General features: G+C 37.0%; 17 protein-coding genes. 5 read left to right on the top strand and 12 right to left on the bottom strand.

All coding sequences use genetic code 11. The features are described 5' to 3' along the window. Positions 1 to 368: 368 nt before the first annotated feature. Positions 369 to 1,274, top strand: a complete 906-nt coding sequence (locus ACMZ42_RS03565; RefSeq protein ID WP_415730599.1) for a DUF4261 domain-containing protein — start codon at positions 369 to 371, stop codon at positions 1,272 to 1,274. 589 nt (positions 1,275 to 1,863) lie between these two features. Here the strand turns inward: ACMZ42_RS03565 and ACMZ42_RS03560 are convergent. Beyond that, the gene (locus ACMZ42_RS03560) at positions 1,864 to 2,115 is read right to left on the bottom strand and encodes a hypothetical protein (RefSeq protein WP_415730598.1); all 252 of its coding nucleotides are present in this window, start codon (positions 2,113 to 2,115) and stop codon (positions 1,864 to 1,866) included. Between the two features lie 347 nt (positions 2,116 to 2,462). On the opposite strand from ACMZ42_RS03560, the gene ACMZ42_RS03555 reads away from it, so the two are divergent. Further along, a complete protein-coding gene (locus tag ACMZ42_RS03555) occupies positions 2,463 to 2,993 on the top strand; it encodes a hypothetical protein (protein ID WP_415730597.1) in 531 nt (176 codons plus the stop codon). A gap of 413 nt (positions 2,994 to 3,406) precedes the next feature. Here ACMZ42_RS03555 and ACMZ42_RS03550 read toward each other — a convergent pair whose 3' ends face one another. Further along, positions 3,407 to 4,462, bottom strand: coding sequence for an ankyrin repeat domain-containing protein (locus ACMZ42_RS03550; protein WP_415730596.1), 1,056 nt, complete (start codon positions 4,460 to 4,462; stop codon positions 3,407 to 3,409). 138 nt (positions 4,463 to 4,600) lie between these two features. Here ACMZ42_RS03550 and ACMZ42_RS03545 point away from each other — a divergent pair, with 138 nt between their 5' ends. Continuing rightward, on the top strand, positions 4,601 to 4,753 hold the full coding sequence (locus ACMZ42_RS03545) for a hypothetical protein (RefSeq protein WP_415730595.1): 153 nt from the start codon (positions 4,601 to 4,603) through the stop codon (positions 4,751 to 4,753). A gap of 1,289 nt (positions 4,754 to 6,042) precedes the next feature. On the opposite strand, the gene ACMZ42_RS03540 is transcribed toward ACMZ42_RS03545, so the two are convergent. Continuing rightward, a complete protein-coding gene (locus tag ACMZ42_RS03540; RefSeq protein ID WP_415730594.1) occupies positions 6,043 to 8,199 on the bottom strand; it encodes an ATP-dependent helicase in 2,157 nt (718 codons plus the stop codon). Between the two features lie 238 nt (positions 8,200 to 8,437). Between ACMZ42_RS03540 and ACMZ42_RS03535 the strand changes: the two genes are divergently transcribed. Together ACMZ42_RS03535 and ACMZ42_RS03530 are read left to right on the top strand one after the other, a co-directional pair. Continuing rightward, positions 8,438 to 8,815 carry a tyrosine-type recombinase/integrase gene (locus ACMZ42_RS03535; RefSeq protein ID WP_415730593.1) on the top strand — a complete coding sequence of 126 codons (378 nt, stop codon included), beginning with the start codon at positions 8,438 to 8,440 and terminating at the stop codon, positions 8,813 to 8,815. A 160-nt stretch (positions 8,816 to 8,975) separates the two neighbouring features. After that, positions 8,976 to 9,224, top strand: a complete 249-nt coding sequence (locus tag ACMZ42_RS03530; protein ID WP_415730592.1) for a hypothetical protein — start codon at positions 8,976 to 8,978, stop codon at positions 9,222 to 9,224. On the opposite strand, the gene ACMZ42_RS03525 is transcribed toward ACMZ42_RS03530, so the two are convergent. The 9 genes from ACMZ42_RS03525 to ACMZ42_RS03485 form a co-directional block, all read right to left on the bottom strand. Then, complete coding sequence (locus ACMZ42_RS03525) at positions 9,221 to 10,084, bottom strand: GNAT family N-acetyltransferase (RefSeq protein WP_415730590.1); 864 nt, start codon at positions 10,082 to 10,084, stop codon at positions 9,221 to 9,223. The two genes, ACMZ42_RS03530 and ACMZ42_RS03525, sit on opposite strands and share 4 nt — an antisense overlap. 27 nt (positions 10,085 to 10,111) lie before the next feature. Further along, positions 10,112 to 11,248 (bottom strand): amidohydrolase, encoded by a 1,137-nt coding sequence (locus ACMZ42_RS03520; RefSeq protein ID WP_415730589.1) that lies wholly within the window; start codon positions 11,246 to 11,248, stop codon positions 10,112 to 10,114. A 57-nt stretch (positions 11,249 to 11,305) separates the two neighbouring features. Further along, positions 11,306 to 12,424 (bottom strand): mandelate racemase/muconate lactonizing enzyme family protein, encoded by a 1,119-nt coding sequence (locus tag ACMZ42_RS03515; protein ID WP_415730587.1) that lies wholly within the window; start codon positions 12,422 to 12,424, stop codon positions 11,306 to 11,308. Between the two features lie 386 nt (positions 12,425 to 12,810). Next, the gene (locus ACMZ42_RS03510) at positions 12,811 to 14,235 is read right to left on the bottom strand and encodes an amino acid permease (protein ID WP_415730586.1); all 1,425 of its coding nucleotides are present in this window, start codon (positions 14,233 to 14,235) and stop codon (positions 12,811 to 12,813) included. 87 nt (positions 14,236 to 14,322) lie between these two features. Continuing rightward, on the bottom strand, positions 14,323 to 15,498 hold the full coding sequence (locus ACMZ42_RS03505; RefSeq protein ID WP_415730585.1) for a Glu/Leu/Phe/Val family dehydrogenase: 1,176 nt from the start codon (positions 15,496 to 15,498) through the stop codon (positions 14,323 to 14,325). 314 nt (positions 15,499 to 15,812) lie between these two features. Continuing rightward, complete coding sequence (locus tag ACMZ42_RS03500) at positions 15,813 to 15,980, bottom strand: aldehyde dehydrogenase family protein (RefSeq protein WP_415730666.1); 168 nt, start codon at positions 15,978 to 15,980, stop codon at positions 15,813 to 15,815. 234 nt (positions 15,981 to 16,214) lie between these two features. Further along, positions 16,215 to 17,921, bottom strand: a complete 1,707-nt coding sequence (locus ACMZ42_RS03495) for a thiamine pyrophosphate-binding protein (protein ID WP_415730584.1) — start codon at positions 17,919 to 17,921, stop codon at positions 16,215 to 16,217. Positions 17,922 to 17,998: 77 nt separating this feature from the next. Then, positions 17,999 to 19,480, bottom strand: a complete 1,482-nt coding sequence (locus ACMZ42_RS03490; RefSeq protein WP_402872890.1) for a sodium:solute symporter — start codon at positions 19,478 to 19,480, stop codon at positions 17,999 to 18,001. Further along, entirely contained in the window at positions 19,477 to 19,680 is a 204-nt protein-coding gene (locus ACMZ42_RS03485) for a DUF3311 domain-containing protein (protein WP_415730583.1), read from the bottom strand. Before ACMZ42_RS03485 ends, ACMZ42_RS03490 begins: the two co-directional genes overlap by 4 nt. Positions 19,681 to 19,707: the final 27 nt, after the last annotated feature.

Raw genomic sequence — 19,707 nt, 5'->3', positions numbered from 1 at the left:
TTGGATTATATAATGCAAAATGGTTCGTTAATTATCTTTTGTAAGGATTAATTACGAACATTCATATCTAACAATTTTTTATTGCTTCAATCCCCTTCTTTTCAATTACTTTCTTTCAAGGATACTACCATTTGTTTAATGATCTTTTTAGATAATTGAGAATGCTTTACTTACAGTGACGCGTTTTCCACAATCGCGCCCGATTGCATAATACCAATTATTTCAAAACCATATGTTAAACTCATAATTGGCAATGATAGGGAAAAAGTATGATAGGCGCTTGGTAATCTTTCGTGTATTCTTGATGAAGTTGATGAACACATCAATATATGATTAAGAAATCAATACAGAATGAAGGAGAGTGCCTTATGAATGAAATCATAGAGCAAGAGAAAGACTTCGGATTTGCTAGAGTATATGCTATTGAACTGCTGTTTAAAGAAAAGCCAGTTGTGGACCGCGAACTACTCTACAGCAAGATAGAACAATACATGGGGAAAACAGATCGACCACAAAATGAAAAGAGTGGGTCGCTGGCAGTATGGGAGCCCTATGAGCAACATGAGAAAGGCGAAATGCTTCACTTCTTTCATTTGAATTATATGGTGAAATATGCAGAAGGAGAAATGCCTGCACAAACAACTCTTACTGGCATGAATGTAGGTCCGATATCTGATTACGAAGCCGCTTTGCAGCAAAGTTGGCATTGGAATGAAGCAGGCCAAACGTTGCAAGAGTGTAGTCACGCGTTGTTACTTGTCGATATGATGGCATCTGGACTGGAGCCAAAAAAAAGATTGGAGCTACATACGAATGTTCTTCGTGCAATCGTGGAAACAGTCCCTTGCGCTGCGATTTATTTTAGAGAAAGCAATAAGTTGGTCGAGCCATCTGTGTTTTTGGCTGCTATTGATGAGGGCGAAATGTTGTATGGAGCATTGAACATTCGGTTCTACAATGTTGAGGGTACTGGCAGTGAACGCCAGGAAGGTCTCATGGATTCCATTGGGCTTGCTGCACTAGGCATTCCTGATGTGCAATGTCACTTCTATGATATGGATACCAATGAGGTTGCAGGCTGCTTGACTAACTTTGCTTATTATTTATTTAATCAAGGTGATATTATTACAGATGGAGAAACGATAGGTTTTACAGAGGAGATGCGTTGGCGCTGCGAGCATCAATATGCATTGGCTGTTCCGCACCGTATAGTCATTGATCTTGATCCCGGTGAGGGCAACTATGCAGGTCACCAGGGTGGGTCTGGAGAATAGTTGCTCCTTTGGGTATATAGTGGTGTAGGTCCTTTTAATACAACCAAAAGTGCGGAGCCTAATTTCAACGGTTTTAATCCTTGAGTACTAGTTTTATCAAAATTTGTTTCTAATGCTTAGACTTTATTAATGGGGCGCCCTAGATAATCGTGGTTATCATACTTTATCAAGGCCTAAATCGTAAAAAATCAGGGATGTTACATATTATACATGGCTAATATGTAACATCCCATTTTTTTTATGTTTCACAATTGCGCCCGATTATTGTATATGGCTGGCATTAAATGTATGCATTTACAACGATAAGCACAAAGAAGTTCCATAATGTAAGTTTGGACACGTTACAAAAAACACAAATGCTCGTGAAAACGTTTGTGTTTTTCATTTTTTATATTTCTAGAAGCTAAAGTTTTAGCAATCTTTTTCTCTTGCAAGGTTTAATCGACATACCTTCTTATGCACTATAAATTATAAGGAATTGAAATATTTAATTCGAAATTGTAGCATTCAAATGTACATTCTGTAATTAACATCAATGTTTCCTTCGTAATTTGTTCTACGCTTTTTTGTAATATTCTTTTTGATTGGTTTAATGTAATGTCATAAAAAGATTCCGAACGTAACGCCCATTTGCGAACTGTTCATCTTTTTCTTTTAATTGACTCGATAAGACTTCTTTCACCTTTTCGAGGACTTGTTTTTCAGCAATATAATCATTCTTTTCACATGTATATTGGAAAATTTGAAGAAGCTCTTCAAGCGTATAGTCATTAAAATGGATAAAAGTATTAAAGCGGGACTTGACCAAAGCCTCAAGGAAAATCTTCTTGCCCTGCAGCAATAGCCTCTTCCCTTGATTTAAATGGTTTACCCCAGTTTTTCCTTACTATGATCATATGTCCAATAGCCTTCATAATCTTGCGTTCCAGCCTTTGTTAATTCCTTTAGTACCTCATTCAAAAAGTTATTCAATTTCAATCTCCTTTTCAGTTGTCATGGATAGTTTAGATATACGCTAACTCTCATTTTCCTTTATATAATCGTGATTTATTAGAGGTAAGAAAGCTTTAGAGTAATTACGCTTATGACAGTATCCGTGACTCCAATTAGGAATATGATTCATATAACTCTAACGGGCAGTATAACGTGGTATAATTTGTACGTAATAGTGACGAGGTGATCGTATACATGGGAAACACAATAACTTTATTTGACAATTGCGATGAAAAAATTGTTGAGTCACTCTCTATGTCCAATGGCGCCACTAATGTGCTTCTCGAAGTACTAGCATTAAGTGGGTCAGACTTATCAGTAACAGCCAGAGAGAAAGAGTTTATCGTTTGGTTGAATCAAAGAGATCAATCAGTTGTAGGTATTGGAACTGTGGGTTTTAGCATTAGTGAGATGCCTTGGACGAAAAGGGATTTTATCGAGCTAAAGAGATTTTTGTTGTCTGTTATTGATGGTGCAATTAATAAATGCAGATGGGAAGATTTAAATTACACCCCAAATGAGTACATGGTAGTAAGGAATTTAAATCATTTATGTTTATTAATAACTAATTTTTATGAAGAATTTGTTGATGAGAGTTATTACACTTACTGGGTTACAGACGAGTCAGATGAGGAGCCTACAATACCTATTGGTTTCCCAAAATGTTCGAACCATAAAGTTCTTCTATCTTGTCATGGTTGCCTATTATGTAATAATGGCATGTAGTCTTACGCTAACAGGCACGATAGTTCATCAGGTAAAATAAAAAAGAAGAGGCAAAGAAGAGGCTGGGACAAAAGGATTTTAGCCAATAAAAAACCCGAACTATATTACAAAACGCTCATTAAGTGTTTCGTATTAGTTCGGGTTTTTTGTTTATATTGCTTTGTAAATTTAAAAATTATCCGGCTTTCATAATGGACAAATTAGTTATGTCCCAGCCCCTCTTTACTAATACATCTCAACTATTAGTCTATCCTTACCAACAGTGAGCAACACATAAGGCAGGTCTCCCAACTACCCGCTTCACGTTGCATCACTTACGGCTACGGCATACTCCTCCCTTTTCTTAGCCTTTAAGTGCTTAGAAAAGGGGATAGTATTGTTTATAAAAATGCTTATTGGATTCGTTAAATATGTTAGCGCTTATATTCGGGCTGCTCTAAAATAATCGGATTCGGATTGCTAAGTACCCATTGCACTGCCAACTCGCATAGTCTCGCAGGTTCCTCATCTCCATCGCCATTGTGAAGTTCTTTCGCTAAAGTGATAGACTCCTGAAGTACAGCGGGATGTAATGGCGTACCTAAGCTAAAGTAATGGTTCAAACTTTTGAGCATTTTACGAAAATCATTATCCCAGTTGATGCTGCCGTTATCTAAAATTTCGTATGAGACTTTACCAGTAATACGAATAACCTCTCCTTGTACAGTTTGCGCATGTCCTTGCGAAGGAATTAGTAAATTCCAAAGTTCATTATGTTGCGCCTGCCAGCCCTTTGTACATACTGTTATTGGAGACGTACCATCATGCGTTTTTCGCTTCTCTACTGGTGGAACATCAAATAGCTCATAAAGACGGGAAAGTGCCTCATCCGTTTCGTTCAAATATTCTTTATTAAAACCTTCTCTGTGAAATTCAAAGTCTTTTCCAATTCGCTTAATAGAATTTTTCATTTCCGGCGTTACAGCTATACCCGCGCTCAGAAAAATCTCAGAAACTTCCACTAGATCAACAATATTTATATTTCTACATACTGCTAAAGCTTTGTCCAAAGGCGTCTCATTCATCATATTTACCGCGCTAATATTTGCGCCTTTAGAAACCAATGTGCGCACCGCATTTGGTTTGAAAAAAGCAGCCGCAGCAAATAATGGTGTTTCGTTTTGATAATCCAAGGCTTCTATATCTGCACCTAACTCAAGAAGCAATTCAATATTCCCCCGCCAACTTATTGCCTGATTATGTAAAGCCGAACTTTTGTAATTGTCTCTCGCATTTATATTTGCCCCCTGTTCCACGAGCCAGCGAACCAATTCATCCGGTACATTGAAAAAACTTAAGGCTGTTGTTTTACTATAACCACCATATGCATCTAGCTCGCACTTTGTAAATACCTCTTGTAATGCCGCAATATCACCTGCTTCAATTAGTTCATTAAAATTTTTCGGTAACGTTTTTCTCTTCCTCGCCATATGTATTTTCGCTCCTTACATTAGATTTTTGAATATAGTTCATTACGTCATTTACCATATATATCGATCTATATTTTACCATGTTATAATTTCTTTGCTAAGAGAGTTTACAGTTAATTATGAAAAGAGGTTATACTTATGCAACCGTTTTGGGGAAATGACTATAAAGAAGATGGGTATTACGCTTTTGGTAATCCAAGCATTGAAGTGATCGAGCAAACAAAAAATTTACCTCCCAACTGTTGGCATTCTTTTTATAATTATTTGGATTATATTTGCTGCTTGGATTAGTATAATTATTATTCATCATATTTAAAGTTTTGTTCAGCAAGAGTCATCCTTCCTTGCTGAACAATTTCTTTCAGAGAAATATCCTTCAGAAGCATCGTTTGGAAAGTAAGAGGATTAAAGTGATATATATAGTTAGAGACGATTGTTTGCAAAAATACTGATAGAGGACTATTGACGAACGATTATAATTGAAAATACTTTAAATGTTCGTGTTTTGATAACGAAAGTGCTTTTCATCCATCAGCTGGATACTTCATAAATTGAGTAAAACACGAATATTATATGTAAAATCAACTATCTAGTAAAGGCTGTTTATCTTTTTGTTTTAGTGATCTATCTTAGGTTTAAGACGTTTAATGTTTCAGTATTCATATTGCTAATTGTAATAGAAAAGCTGCAGCAAAATAGTTACATTTCCAATAAGCGGAATTTTTCAAGTGTAGCAACAATCCGTGCGAAAAGAGCATTTCTCAAAGAAGGAAAAACTGCTTCATATTTTCAGAAAGTTAACATAATGTTTGCTACTTACGTAAGTATTACTTATATGAATATTTTTTAATATTTGGCAAATATACTGTAAACGATTATTAGCACAATTTGTATGAATAATCCCCTTTTGAACGATAAATTATAGGAACCATCCGATAAAAAAATTGTAAATAAGGTATTTATATTATGTAAACTAAACCAATAGAATTGTATAAATAATTAGACATTTACTTTTAAAAATAACGCTATGAGGCGTATCGAGATTCCGTTACACGTACTATTGCCCATCTCGATCGCTCTCACAGCGCACAATAAAAGCTACGGAAGACACTGAATAAAGATAGTAATTTTCAGCAACAGGTGTTTTTGTAATCTTTAATTTACAAATAGTTCGCTATTTTAGAATAATTCAAAAAGTCCTGCTATATAACATAACTAAAGAAAAATATTACTGAGGCTCCCTATTAAAACAAAATGCTTCAAATCTTAAACAATTGAGCATTGTATATAGTATCTTCTATTTAAAGCTATGCCAACTGATTAGTCCCGATATTTATTGCTTGTTGAATTAAGTTCGTTACGGTTTTAACTCTTCCAGGTACTAAATGAACGCCATCAGGTTCAAAATTTTCCGGATGATTAATCGCTGCGGAATGCCAATCAATTAATGTGGTATAAACTAATATTTTCATTTGGCGGAAAGAACATTATGGGCAATGGCGTTTATTTTCCATCAAGGAACCCCTATAAAATAGCACTACTATAAAAGCGTATTCGAAAATTTCTCGAATACGCTTCATTTAATCTTCCATCGTTTCTAAATAGCCTTGTTGTAAACATGTATCCGTCAAAAACTTCTTAAGCCCCGTAGCAAATGACAATTCAATCGTGCTACTCGTAACGGCTAATATTTCCCCTTCTCCTAAGATCACATGATTTACTTTTGAGCCAACGATTAACGCTGACTCGGTTGTAATCGTCCGTTCATTACGGTATTGCTTCAGTGCTTTACTTGGACTTTTTGGCGCTTTAATTGGTAATTCCTGCGGTGTGACGATTTGTTTTAACGCCTTCATGAAAATCGATGGTACCACACTTGTTTTAAAGCGCTTATTATACGAAATTAATTCCAAATAGCGAATAGCACGCGTGATACCGACATAAAAGAGTCGCGTTTCTTCCTCGATTTCTTCTTCTGCCTCACTAGGTAAAATCCCCTCAATCAAGTCAATTAAATACACACGGTCAAATTCCAAGCCTTTTGAACTGTGTAATGTTGTCAGTGTAATTGCATTCAATTCATTTTTTATATGAGACGATCGTGCTAAATTTTCAAGCTGCTTCAAACGACCCGCAAAATCGGTCATCGTTGGCGTATGACGAGCAATTATACCAAGTACATCCACAATATCTAGTAAATTTTCATAATTAAAACCGAGTTCCTCACTCATTTTCTTTAAGGTACGCTCATAACCAAAGTCATAACGGATATGCTCTAGCATGGCTGATGGCGTTGTTTTATCAAATTGAATGCTATCATACGTTTTGCGAAGCCGCTTAATATATTCAGGCTGATAATCCTTTAACTCAACATGCTCTAACAACTGTGTGAATACACAGCCATCCTTCTGCACTTTCTGTAGCGCCTTCAATTGCGTTGGTGTAATATATGCATTCATTTTTCTGTAAACTTTTTCAAATACCGTAATATTTTTTGTATTGTACGCTAAACGCATGAAGTTCATAATATCGTCCACGACCCAATGTGTGAAAAAGCGAATCGTGGAATCTTTCATATAGAAAGGCAAACCTGCTCTGTCAAACGCGTCCATAAGCGGAATGGCTGACATATTATTTCGATATAAAATAGCCGTTGAGCCGCGCTTAGACAGATTTTTCAACTGGTCCACTAAATATTTGGCCTGTAAATTGTAATTCTCTAGGATTTTAAACGAGATTGGCTCTGCTGCAGGATTTTCCGTAAACATTTGTTTGTTATAACGCTTTTTATTTCGCTGAATGAATATATTGGCTGGCTCTACAATCGTTGCAGATGAACGATAGTTTTGCGTCATAAGTAAAACATGCGCTTCCGGATATATCTTTTGGAAATTCAACAAATAATCTGGCTCTGCACCGCGCCAGCTATAAATGGCCTGATCCTCATCTGCACCGACGCATAAGTTTTGATGGACTGCGACGAGCTTCGCGATGATCGCATGTTGAACAGGCGATGTATCCTGACTTTCATCCGTTAAATAATAATCGTAGCGGCGTTGGTATTGCGCCAACACCTCTCGATTTTTTGTAAAAATATCATTCGCCATTAATAGCATATCGTCAAAATCAATTAACAAACGGTCACTACCAATGCGTTTATATTCCTCATAACGCTGTAAAATCTCGACTTTTCTTGGCACCTTTACTTCTGCAATTGCCCATTCCTGCTCTGGCAGCATTTTATTTTTGATAAACGTTATGTATGTCAGTAGCTCGTCTAACTGATCTTCGGTAATTTTTGAGCCATTTAATTGTTCAAAAATCTCGCGAAGCACTCGTTTTTTTGAAACAACACCAGGCTTGTCCGATTCTTCAATGATGCCGTACGAAATGCCCTGACGTTCAAGTGTCTGCCGCACAACTTGAAATGCTAAACTATGAATCGTCGAAAAATCAACTTGTGGCAAATGCGGAAAAAACTTTGCAAAACGTGCCTCCATATCATTTGCCGATGCCTTACTAAACGTGACAGCCTTTATGCGAGAAGGATTCACACCAAGCGCCTCAATCATATAGCCAATACGCATAATAATCGTCGTCGTTTTTCCTGACCCGGGAGATGCCAATAGTAACAGCGGGCCATTCGTTTGCAACACCGCCTGCGTCTGCACATCATTTAGACGAACGCCAAGTGAACGCTCCTTTTCCTCAAAAAACGCTTTTTGTGCTCCATTCATATCAATTGCTCCGTTCTAAAAAATCTATACTTTATTATATCAAATGATGAGGATTCATCCGAGGAAAGCAGCACAATATTAAAGCAAAGAAAGAATAAATGTAAGCGTCAAATAGCGCCTACCTGTTGTTTAGGGGGGCGCTACTGTTATCATAATTTAAATCATTATTTTTTCGACACCTTAAAGTTAGTCAAAACTTCTCTGATCTGAGCATGAGCGTATCTACCGCTGCGTGTTAATGTTTAAATTGTTAGCCACAACATGTCTGAGGCGCTCTGAACTTGTTTCATTAACATGGGAACAAATTGATTTGGTAAATGAAACGATTCGAATTGATGGAAAAGGAAAAAAAGAACGGATATTACCCCTTCATCCTCACTTAAAGCCGCTTCTAGCATCCTATAAAGCTTCTTTAAGTGAGGATCAAGTGTATCCAACAGAATCTGTTTTCCTGAATAAAAATCATAAAGCATTAGATCCGTGCGGTTTGCATGTCATCTCTGTAGATGTGTTGAAAAAGGCAGGCCTTCCACCTACCCGCTTCACGTTGCATCACTTGCGTCATACATTTGCAACACTGATGTTGCAACAAAATAAAGAAAACGTTGACTTATGATCAAGAACTCCTTGGCCATGAAAGTATTACATCGACTCAAGTCTATACCCATGTTGAGTTTGATTAGATTTACCGTAGATTCTTAACATTGCTTTATGGAAATCCTTGAATAACTGATTATTTTCTACTTCCCTAAATCCTTCAGGAAATCGCTGCTCTATTGTTAGATCACTCCTTAAACAAAGGAATCATTGCCGATTATGTCTTAATGGATTCTTGGTTTACACAAGCACCTTTGATTAAAAGTATTCATGACAAAGGTCTATTTGTCATTGTTATGGTGAAACAGTTGAAACAACGTTATCAATATCAAGGACAACGGTTAACACTGCTAGAGTTATACCGTAAAGCCAAGCCATCGATGGGCAATAAAGATATTCTTGGTTCCATCCATGTCCAATTTGGCTAGTTTTGTCCTAGCCTCTTTTTTGTTAAAACATAATAGTAAACAGGACTAAAATTTTCTTCGCGTTCACTTCTAATAAAATCACTTACTTGCCAGCCAACTTTAAAGTAATGAGTAAACACTTTCCGTGTTTGCAAACGCCACTCTAAAGCAAGAGCAAAGTCTTCCTCTTTAATTTTCTGGAATTCACCAGGTACTGGAACAAATAATATTTCATAATCAACAGTTAAATTTGTATTCACTTCTTCAGGAACTGGATATTCATTCTCCCTTTCTTTCACTCTGATAACTGCCATATCTTCTTGATATTTAGGGAGCTTCCCATAAACTCTATCAACTTTATCTTTTACGTGATCACTTTGAATCCACCAGTCAACATAAAAGCGATCAGACGGAATACCAGAATTAAGACTATCTTCCATTTCCCCATAATAGTTCTCTTTATAAGTAGAGCAAACTCCACCAAGCTTTTTAATATTTAAATTGGCATTCACTGTTTCTAATGGATCATACGTCCAAGTAACTAAATCATAACCAATTTTTAAAGCTTCTTTACACTGAGCAAGTTTTAATTGTTCACCAATTCCACTGATGCGGTATTCTGGATGCACCCCAAGTAAATAGGAACATAAATAAGTATTGATTCCATTAAAGCCAGCAAAGCTATATTGAAATCCAATAATTTTATCGTCTAAAAATGCTCCAATTACCATTCCACCATTATCTACCGATGTAACTGCATGGGCAACGGGAACCGGATCATCTGACTGCCAAATGATTTTTTCTAATTCACTTACCTCAACAAACTCCTTCACATCATGGATAGGACGGATTGTAAGTGAAAGGTTTTCGAGCTGACCCATATACTAGTTTTCCTTTCTCTTTTCAATTTATATTTTTGCAGCATTTAATAAACATACTGTTAAAATTTTTGTACCGTAATTGAGTGCATCAATTTGAAAAGACATTTGTGGATGATGTAAGCCTGGCTCTAAACCACACCCTAATCCAATCATCGTTGCAGCAATATGCGGATGCTTCATTGTATAGAAGTGGAAATCCTCTCCCCCACGTGTAATACAAGGTTCTACGAGATGTTCAGGTCCACATATATCCGCAATGGATTTTTTTGCTATTTCAATCATCTTCTCATTGAGTGCAGCTGCGGGTACAGACCCTTGAAATTCATAATTAATTTGAGTATTCGTTAAATTCCCTACTGATTCAAGAACTTTCGCTGTTTTCTCTTGCAACTCAGTCATACCTTCATTTGATTGAGCACGTAAATCTAACGTAAATGAAGCTTTTCCTGGAATAGTATTTGCACTTTCCCCTGAATGAAGCTGTGTCATTTTAACAGAAAAAGAACAACCTACTTGAAGTCTAATCCCTTGCAACACTTGGATTAATAAAGACGCAGCCTCAATCACATTACTTCCATTCTCTGAACGCGCTGCATGCGCCTGCAAGCCATAAATAACACCAACCGTAGTTACAGAGGCACCATGGACAATAGCTGGTGCAGCTTTTCCATAAGGAACTTCGAAAGTTGGACGTAAATGGATGCCAAATAACATCTCAATATCATTCAAAATCCCAGCTTCCATAAACCGCTTAGCACCTTCTCCAGTTTCCTCCGCTGGTTGAAAAATGAATCGAATCGTTTTTTCTGGACGAATCCCAGCTTGTTTTAATGCTAAGGCTGTATGTAACACCATTGTGCTGTGAGCATCATGTCCGCAAGAATGGTTTGCACGAACAACATGATCAACTTCTTGAACAAGAGCGTCCATATCTGCCCTTAGTCCAATAACATTACTTGTTTTACCTTCAATTTCTGCAATGAATCCGTAATGTCCTGAAAAAGTTTGTACAGTAAATCCAGCCGCTTGAAGCTTTGCAATCAAATAAGCTGAAGTTTCCTTTTCTTCCCAACTAGGTTCTGCAAGAGCGTGTAAGTCACGATATGTCTGGATAATATTTCCTTGATTATCACTAATAAAATCGATTGGGTTTAAATTGCTCATTATTAGCTCCTTAATTAATCAAAAATATACATTTATTTAAGTAGATGTATGTCTAAATTAACTTTTTCTTCTAATGCTTTTAGAATATACTGTTAGCTCTTGTAAAATATCTTCATTTACATCAATGCCTAATCCAGGTCGTTCATTAAGCTTAATAATCGGAATGTCGTATTGTAAATTACCAACATCTTTTTCAAATTTTAATGGTCCTGTTAGTTCGGCACTTGTTATGATCTTCTTTGAAAATGCAACATGAAATCCTGCTGCAGATCCAATTGATGACTCTACCATTGATCCAATTTGACATTCGATTCCTGCCATTTCTGCCATATGAGCTAATTTTACTGCAGGATATATGCCACCACATTTCATTAATTTGATATTCACTTTATCAGCTGCTCGCTTCGAAATGATTTGGCGCATCTCTACACTACTATGCAGACCTTCATCTATCATCATTGGTATAGTCGATTTGCTTTTAATTTCAACCATTCCATCGATATCAATTGCTGTTACAGGTTGCTCAATCCAATCGATGGAGAGACCTGCTAATTTATCAAGGATTTGTAGGGCTATCGCACTATTTTTCCAACCTTGATTCACATCAACTCGAATGGCAATGTCTTCCGCAACTCGCTCACGAACTGCTTTGATTTTTTTAACATCTTCTAATGGCTCTGTACCAACTTTTAACTTTAAAGAACGATATCCATCTTCTACACATTGTGCTGCCTCATCCGCCATATTTTCTGGTGTATCAATACTTAAAACATGGGTAATTGGCATACTTTCACGATAACGACCACCAATTAACATATACACTGGTAAACCTGCACTTTTTCCTGCCACATCATAACAAGCAATATCAATTGCAGCTTTTGCGGTTGAAACACCAAAAATTGTCTCGTCCATAAGGTCGTGAATCCGCTCAATATTAAGCGGATTCTCATCAATAATAATGGGCGCTAACGTATGAGCTAGAATATTATACGTACTTTCTAATGTTTCCCCAGTTACATAACTATCAGGTACTGCTTCACCATAACCAACAAATCCATTATCAGTTGTAATTTTAACAATGATAGATTGAATACTATTATATCCGCCATAACTAACTACAAACGGATTATTAAGCTGTAATTCAATTGCAAATAAATCTACTTGTTTAATCTTCATCGTTCTATTCTCATCCTTTTAATTCGTTATTTATAACTTTTTTCATTTGAATCAATTTCATAATTACTTATTCTAGTTATAAAAACGAGCGATTCGTATATTGAATTAATTCATTGTTCGTCACTATAGTGTAATACTCTCGTTGATTGGAGCGTAAGGCGGCGACTCCTGCGGGAACAGCGCGAGCTGAAAGCCCCGCAGGAACCCAGTGACGAGGAGATTGAAGCCGTGCCCACGAAAAGCGTCCGCCTGGAGCGGAAATCAACCTTGTTCTGATTTTAATGTTGATTGTTCAATTATGAAATTGACTTATTGACAGTACGATTGCAGTAGCTTTTGGAACTTTAGCAATCACCTCTTGCTTCGCTGAATGAAGAAAAAATGAATTATCTTGCCAAATCACCACCATCTTCAGCTAATGAAACTGGCACTTCTTTTTTTCGTGTAAATTTAAAGTAATAGAAGATATAGCAAAGTGCTATAAAACCAAATCCAATAAATAACGAAATACGTTGCGTTGGATCAAATGCTGTCATGACTACTAAAACCAAACACAAAGTTATACATACAATTGGAATTAACGGAAAAAGTGGGACGCGATATTTTAAGTCTTCAACTTTACCGCCACTAGCGACATATTGCCTACGGAATCTTATTTGCGAATAAGCAATCACCATCCAAGTGACAATTCCACCAACACCACTAATCGCTAATAATAATACGAATAATGTTTCTTTAGCCATAACACTTGACAATAGAGATACGTAAGCAAAGATTAATGTAAAAGTAAGAGCATTTATTGGTACTCCACGCTTGTTCACTTTTCCAAACATCGGTGGAGCTTGACCACTCTGTGATAAAGAGAACAAAATTCTTGCACAAGCAAACATACCCGTGTTACCTACAGAAAGAATTGCTGTTAAAATAACAAAGTTCATAATATCAGCTGCATATGGAATACCTACCATATCAAACACTGTGACGAACGGACTCTCAAGAATTCCCGCTTCTTTCCAAGGAACAATTGCAGATAATACAAAGTTTGCAAGTACATAGAAAACTAAAATACGTATAATGATTGTGCGAATCGCTACTGGGATATTTCTCTCCGGATTTTCGGTTTCTCCAGCTGCTACTCCAACAATTTCCGACCCCATGAAAGCGTATACAACTGTCATCATTGAAACAAATATCCCGATAAATCCAGTAGGCATTAAACCAGAACTTGTAAAGTTTGAGAAGAATGGAGCTTCTTGACCTTGAATTGGTACAATACCAAAAATAGCAGCTCCACCGATTATAATAAATGCGATTACTGCAAGTACTTTAATCGCTGTAAACCAATACTCCATTTCAGCAAATGCCCTAGTTGTTAATGCGTTAATTCCAAACAATAATGTCGAGAAGACAAGACACCAAATCCATATTGGAACATCTGGGAACCATCTAGCCATCAATAGTCCAGCTGCTACGAACTCCAAACCTAAATATATCGCCCAGCTGAGCCAATATATCCAACCAATCATAAATCCAGTGGCCGGTCCAATAAATTTTTCCGCATGGGCTTGGAACGAACCAGACACTGGCATAATTACTGACAATTCACCAAGGCAAACCATAACAAGATACATAATAAGTCCACCAAATAAGTAAGCTGCAATAGCTCCGAATGGACCGGCTTCTCCAATAGCATAACCTGAACCTAGAAAGAAACCAGTACCCATAACTCCACCGACGGAGATCATAAATAAGTGTCTACTTTTCATCGAGCGTTGTAATTCTTTCGGCCGGCTATCAAACTCGTTTTTCATAATATTCACCCTTTTCAGTCAATTTAACTCATAGCACTACATTGAAAACGGACGGAAGATGCGTTTTGCATCTCCTGTCTATCAAATTTAATATACTACTGTTAGATTTGGTGAAACATATTCCATTGAATCACTTTTCGCCGGTTTAAAAATTTCATATGCAACATCTCTTTGATATCTGCTTTGCTTTTTAGCTTCCGTAAAGAGAGTGCGAACATTTTTACGGCAAAGCTTTTCAATATCATCAATTACTGCTTGTGGATTTGGTTCTACTAATCCAAAAATAACAGCATCGTAAGATCTAATTGCACCAAGGTTTGCTACGAAATCAATTACAATATCAATAGCTTTCTCTTTGATGATTTCGTCTCCTTCTGCAGAAATCGGGATGTTTGCTGCTTCAACAACTAGGCTTGCTTTTACTTGATTAGCATTAGATTTATTAATAACATCTTCTAGTGCACATGGAATTAAAATATCACAATCTACATCAAGCCATTCTGAGTTTGGACGTACTACATAGTCATTTTCAAAATAATTTTGATCCATTTCACCGAACTCATTCTTATGATCAATTAACTTTTGAACATCTAATCCATCTTCGCTAGCGACAAATAGATTCGCATCAGAAATTCCTACAACTTTATACCCTAGTTGAGAAAGTTTTAACGCACAACTTGCACCAACGCAGCCGAATCCTTGAATAACAACTCTTGCACCTTCTCCACCATCTTTATATTTCCAAGCTTCGTCAGCAGAGAAGGCAACGCCATAACCTGTTACTACATCATTCATATACAATCCATCGATTTTTTGAAGTAATAAATCATCGTAATCTTTTATCCCTTTTAAAACAGCTGGATCACTTTTCATAGATTGGGTAAGAGGAATTTCAATCCCAAATTCACGGAAGATTTTCAGTACATCATTATATTTCGTACCAAGGTCACTTCCTAAAGAAACTCCGTTGTCAATATACGGTAGCATAGCAATTATATATCTCCTCAATACTTCAAAAGCATCTGGAGCTTTATAATCATAGGCAATACCACCTTTACAACCTCCAGTAGTTTCTGATTCACTTGCTACATATTTATACGCCATCGCTTCTGCAAGACGCTCAACTTCCTCTCTTGTAACGGATGGGTGCATTCTTGTACCGCCACCTGTGTAACCCTTTACAAAGTTGTGTACAACCATCCATCCTTTTGCATCTGTTTCCGTGTCGTTCCATTCAACAATTAAATATGGTTTTGTAGACATGTATACTCCTCCTAAGTCGAAATATAGAATAGATTCTGCATTTTAACAAAGTTAATTTCCACAACAAATAGAGCTTCGGAACTTTCAAAATCACGCTTTGGCGGACGATTTCCAACGTCCAAGATGTCCTAGTGTCTAGCGTTTGTATCCACAATACAAATAAACTCACTAGTTTTTATTTTTTACAATTCCATAGAGTTATTTCAGGGCGTATATTTAACTACTTTCTATCGATGAATCAAAGGGAATCATAAATAGAAAATCTCATTGGTTTGATTATTTCTCCCCTCCAATTTGCTAATATTGTCTTTGTATCACTCAAACCAATGGAGTGGTTGTGGGATTATATTCATATTAATTTGTTTTGTTTCTTGGTACTCATCCAGTCCATATGTGTAAATACTACGACCTATTCCACTTTGTTTATAGCCGCCCCATGGTGCCTGAATGTTTGTGAGGTGATAAGCATTCATCCATGTAATTCCTGAACGAACTTTCTAATTGACACGTAATACTTTATTACTGTTGCTAGAGAAGACCGCACCAGCTAAACCATAATCATTGTCGTTTGCAAGACGAATAGAGTTTATATCGCTGCGTGATTTGGGATCCCCCTTGATTATCTCATTACTTTTGGTCACATAGTGTTCAATTCTTTGTAAAAGGAGACAGCCATATATAGAAAACGATCTCTTTATGCCCATCATTTTGTTTGCTTATTTGTGCGGACGGAAAGAGCGGATATATTCATTGGAATCGTTATAATTAAGAATTCCAACTGCCTCAACATCAACAACAACCATGTAAGATTTTTTGCTAGCTAAAGCATTCGCTAATCCCTTTTCAAACTCTTCCACAGAAGTTGCTTTTTCCGCTTCATACCCCATAGATTTTGCCATCATAACAAAGTCTGGGTTTTTCAAATCAACAGCAGTTTTTCTGCCATAAGCAGCCTCTTGATAATACTTCAAGATACCGTAACCTCCATCATCAAATAACAGAACAATTATTGGCGCATCTTCATGTACAGCTGTAATCATCTCACCAGCATTTACCATAAACCCGCCATCGCCAGCTACAAGTACTACTGGTTTGTCTGGTTGACCCACCTTAGCACCAATCGCCATTGGTAAACCTTGACCAATTCCTCCGCCTGTCATGTAGAGGTAATTTCTTGATTCATGTACATCAACTAATTTGTTCGCCCAAGTATAACCAGGAATTGTAACATCCGTTACTAAAATTGTGTCATGTGGAAGTTGCTCGTTCATAATTTCAGCAATTTCACCGTAAGGCTCGATTGTACTTCGAAGATCTTCACGAACTCCCTCACGAACTTCTTTTATCTCTTCTGTATAAGTTAGATCTCGAGTGATTTCTACATCCGCTATACCTTTATTAATTGCTGCTAATACAGCTTTTGCATCACCAATTAAAAAGTCTTGTGTATCAAAGTTACGGTTAAATGCTTCTGGATTCAAGTCAATATTAATATGATTTTCCGGAACAGGTGTAGACCAACCATTTGTTTCAGTGCCACGGAAACGAACGCCAACACTAATAAGTAAGTCTGCTTTGCTTACATGCTCCTCAACACGTGGGAACCATGCAAAGTTTCCAATACATAGTGGGTGATCTTCAGGAATAGCACCTTTACCTGATTCACTTGTAATGACACCTGCTTTAATTTTGTTCACTAGCGTTACTAACTCTTCTGATGCGCCAGCGTGAATAATTCCATCTCCTACCCAAATCACTGGGCGTTTTGCTGCAGCGATTTTTTCAATGATTCCTTCCGGTAATGTAACTTGTACTTCTGGATCTTTAACATTTTCTACATTAACTAGATTATTTTCTGGAATAATCATTGCCTGAAAATTCGTGGGAATTTGGACAGTGACTGGTCCAGTCGGAACAGTTACTGCATCTTTAATTGCTTTTCTCATGAATGATTTAATTAGTTTTGGACGTTTCAATAAAAAAGCAGATTTATTCACACCTTCCATCATTTTCAATTGATCTTTACATTCATGGATATAACGTTGATCCGTTCCAATATAGTTTGAATCCGCTTCGCCTGTAATGTGAAGAAGAGGTGTACCAGAGTTCCAAGTTTCTGTTAGTGAACCAGCACCATTTCCAGCTCCAGCACCCGTGCTTGTTAATACAACTCCTAGTTTTCCAGTTGCGCGCGAATAAGCATCTGCCATATTGACAGCTCCGCTTTCACCACGCGATGTCGCCATACGGATTTTCCCATCTCTGAGTATCGCATCATAAATCGGCATATTATGAATACTCACAATCCCAAATAGTACTTCAACACCAGCGTCAACTAATTCTTCTACAATTGCATCGGCTACAGTGTATTCTTGGTAGTTTTTGCTTTTCTCTACAGCTACTTTCTCTAATAGTTTCTTCATTGTGTTCCTCCCAATAATACATAATTTTTTATTATTGATATGGCAAGTTGCAAGTTAATTGCGACTGTCAATTTTAATTAGCCTTTAACTTGTTGATATTTTTCTAAATTACCATCGGTTTCTTTATTAAAATTCTTCTCTGTACTAACGCCAACTACATATGTGACAACAAAGTTTATCATCATAATTAATAGTCCCATATCAAAGTCTTTGATCATACTTGGAAGATTTGGATATAACGTCGCCAATGTAGTATCGGTTACTGTCGAATAAATAACTAGAATGACTCCAACAATCATCCCTGCGAAAGCACCTATTTTGGTAATCGGATTCTTTTTCAGAAGACTAAAGAAAAGTGCTGGGAACAGCTGGACAATAATGCTGTAGACCATAATGTAAATTAAACCAATCAACTTCGATTCATTCAAAGCGAAAAATATAGCAATGACGACTAAGATTGGTACCAATAGACGACTTAATCTTCCAAGTTGCTGGTCGGTTGTTTTAGGTCTCCACACTTTAAAAATGTTTTTCGATAAAAGTGTAGCGGATGACAGTAATACAATTGAGCTTGGAACAAGTGCCGCCAGTGCTCCTGCCCCTCCAACTAATCCGACAAACCAAGGTGGAAATGCACCCTGTGCAAGCTTAAATATAGACATGTCTGCGTCGTTTAAACCCGGCACTTGTAAAACCGCAGCAAACCCAATAAAAACAGAAAATACGATAATAAGTTGATATATAGGCATACTTGCAGCATTCCAACGAAGGGCCTTCGCGCTTTTGGAAGAGAAAACACCCGTTTGCATATGTGGAAAAAGATAAAATGCTAACGCTATCATAATCGACGTTGTAACAAACCATGTAATACTCAATCCTTCAGCAGGAAACAAGAGCATTTCTGGATGTACGCTCTCAATCGCTTGGAACATCGGTTTGAATCCACCATAGTAGTGGAATGGAAAATAAACGCCCATAAATATGATAACTCCAAGAATTAAAATATCTTTGAATATCGCTGTCCAGGCAGATCCGTGCATCCCTGAAATTGTTACATATACGGTGACTAATAAACCACTAAGCACAACAGCAAGTCCTGATGAAATCGACCCATACGATGATGCCGAAACAATAATTCCTAAACCAACAAATTGCATGACTAAATAGGATACAGATGCAATCACACCAATAATCGCAACAACAACTCCAAGACCTACACTCTTATATTTTTTCTCATAAAAATCTGCTTGCGACATAACATTATTTTTCTTTGCATACTTCCAAATCGGTGGTAACATCCAATATGCAACAATAAAATAGAAACAGTTAAATGCATATACTGCAGGCATCCCAACACCATAAGCCATCCCACTTGCGCCTAGGAAAGTGAATGTGGTAAACATTTCTCCCGCTAAGATAAAGAATATAGTTAACGAGCCAAAGCTTCGTCCCCCAACAGCCCATTGCTCCATATTCATTTCTTTACCTTTCCTTGCGCTAACACCTAAATAACAAGCGAATATCAAAATTGCAAATGTAATAAAAAGTGATATATTCATATGTCCTCTTCTCCTTCATGGTTAGCAGGATCTAGAATGTTTACGATGTATAAGAAAAGTGATGTTAAGATGACCCACAATAAAAGCCAGAACAAAACGAAAGGCAAGCCAAGAACGTACGGTTCTATCTTATTTATTACACTTAAACTCCCTATAGCAGGAATTAAACTGAAAAAGTATAACCAAATTCTCCTTTTCATTCTCCTTTCCCCCTTATTCCAATTTTC

The organism is Lysinibacillus sp. NPDC056185 (assembly GCF_047737915.1).
GTDB lineage: Bacteria > Bacillota > Bacilli > Bacillales_A > Planococcaceae > Lysinibacillus.
This window is presented reverse-complemented; position numbering and strand designations above follow the sequence as displayed.

Bases quoted from the DNA above. Each gene is read 5' to 3' on its own strand.
- ACMZ42_RS03565 (WP_415730599.1), top strand. From the start codon at position 369: ATGAATGAAATCATAGAGCAAGAGAAAGACTTCGGATTTGCTAGAGTA.
- ACMZ42_RS03555 (WP_415730597.1), top strand. From the start codon at position 2,463: ATGGGAAACACAATAACTTTATTTGACAATTGCGATGAAAAAATTGTT.
- ACMZ42_RS03550 (WP_415730596.1), bottom strand. From the start codon at position 4,462: ATGGCGAGGAAGAGAAAAACGTTACCGAAAAATTTTAATGAACTAATT.
- ACMZ42_RS03545 (WP_415730595.1), top strand. From the start codon at position 4,601: ATGCAACCGTTTTGGGGAAATGACTATAAAGAAGATGGGTATTACGCT.
- ACMZ42_RS03540 (WP_415730594.1), bottom strand. From the start codon at position 8,199: ATGAATGGAGCACAAAAAGCGTTTTTTGAGGAAAAGGAGCGTTCACTT.
- ACMZ42_RS03535 (WP_415730593.1), top strand. From the start codon at position 8,438: ATGTTTAAATTGTTAGCCACAACATGTCTGAGGCGCTCTGAACTTGTT.
- ACMZ42_RS03525 (WP_415730590.1), bottom strand. From the start codon at position 10,084: ATGGGTCAGCTCGAAAACCTTTCACTTACAATCCGTCCTATCCATGAT.
- ACMZ42_RS03520 (WP_415730589.1), bottom strand. From the start codon at position 11,248: ATGAGCAATTTAAACCCAATCGATTTTATTAGTGATAATCAAGGAAAT.
- ACMZ42_RS03515 (WP_415730587.1), bottom strand. From the start codon at position 12,424: ATGAAGATTAAACAAGTAGATTTATTTGCAATTGAATTACAGCTTAAT.
- ACMZ42_RS03510 (WP_415730586.1), bottom strand. From the start codon at position 14,235: ATGAAAAACGAGTTTGATAGCCGGCCGAAAGAATTACAACGCTCGATG.
- ACMZ42_RS03505 (WP_415730585.1), bottom strand. From the start codon at position 15,498: ATGTCTACAAAACCATATTTAATTGTTGAATGGAACGACACGGAAACA.
- ACMZ42_RS03495 (WP_415730584.1), bottom strand. From the start codon at position 17,921: ATGAAGAAACTATTAGAGAAAGTAGCTGTAGAGAAAAGCAAAAACTAC.
- ACMZ42_RS03490 (WP_402872890.1), bottom strand. From the start codon at position 19,480: ATGAATATATCACTTTTTATTACATTTGCAATTTTGATATTCGCTTGT.
- ACMZ42_RS03485 (WP_415730583.1), bottom strand. From the start codon at position 19,680: ATGAAAAGGAGAATTTGGTTATACTTTTTCAGTTTAATTCCTGCTATA.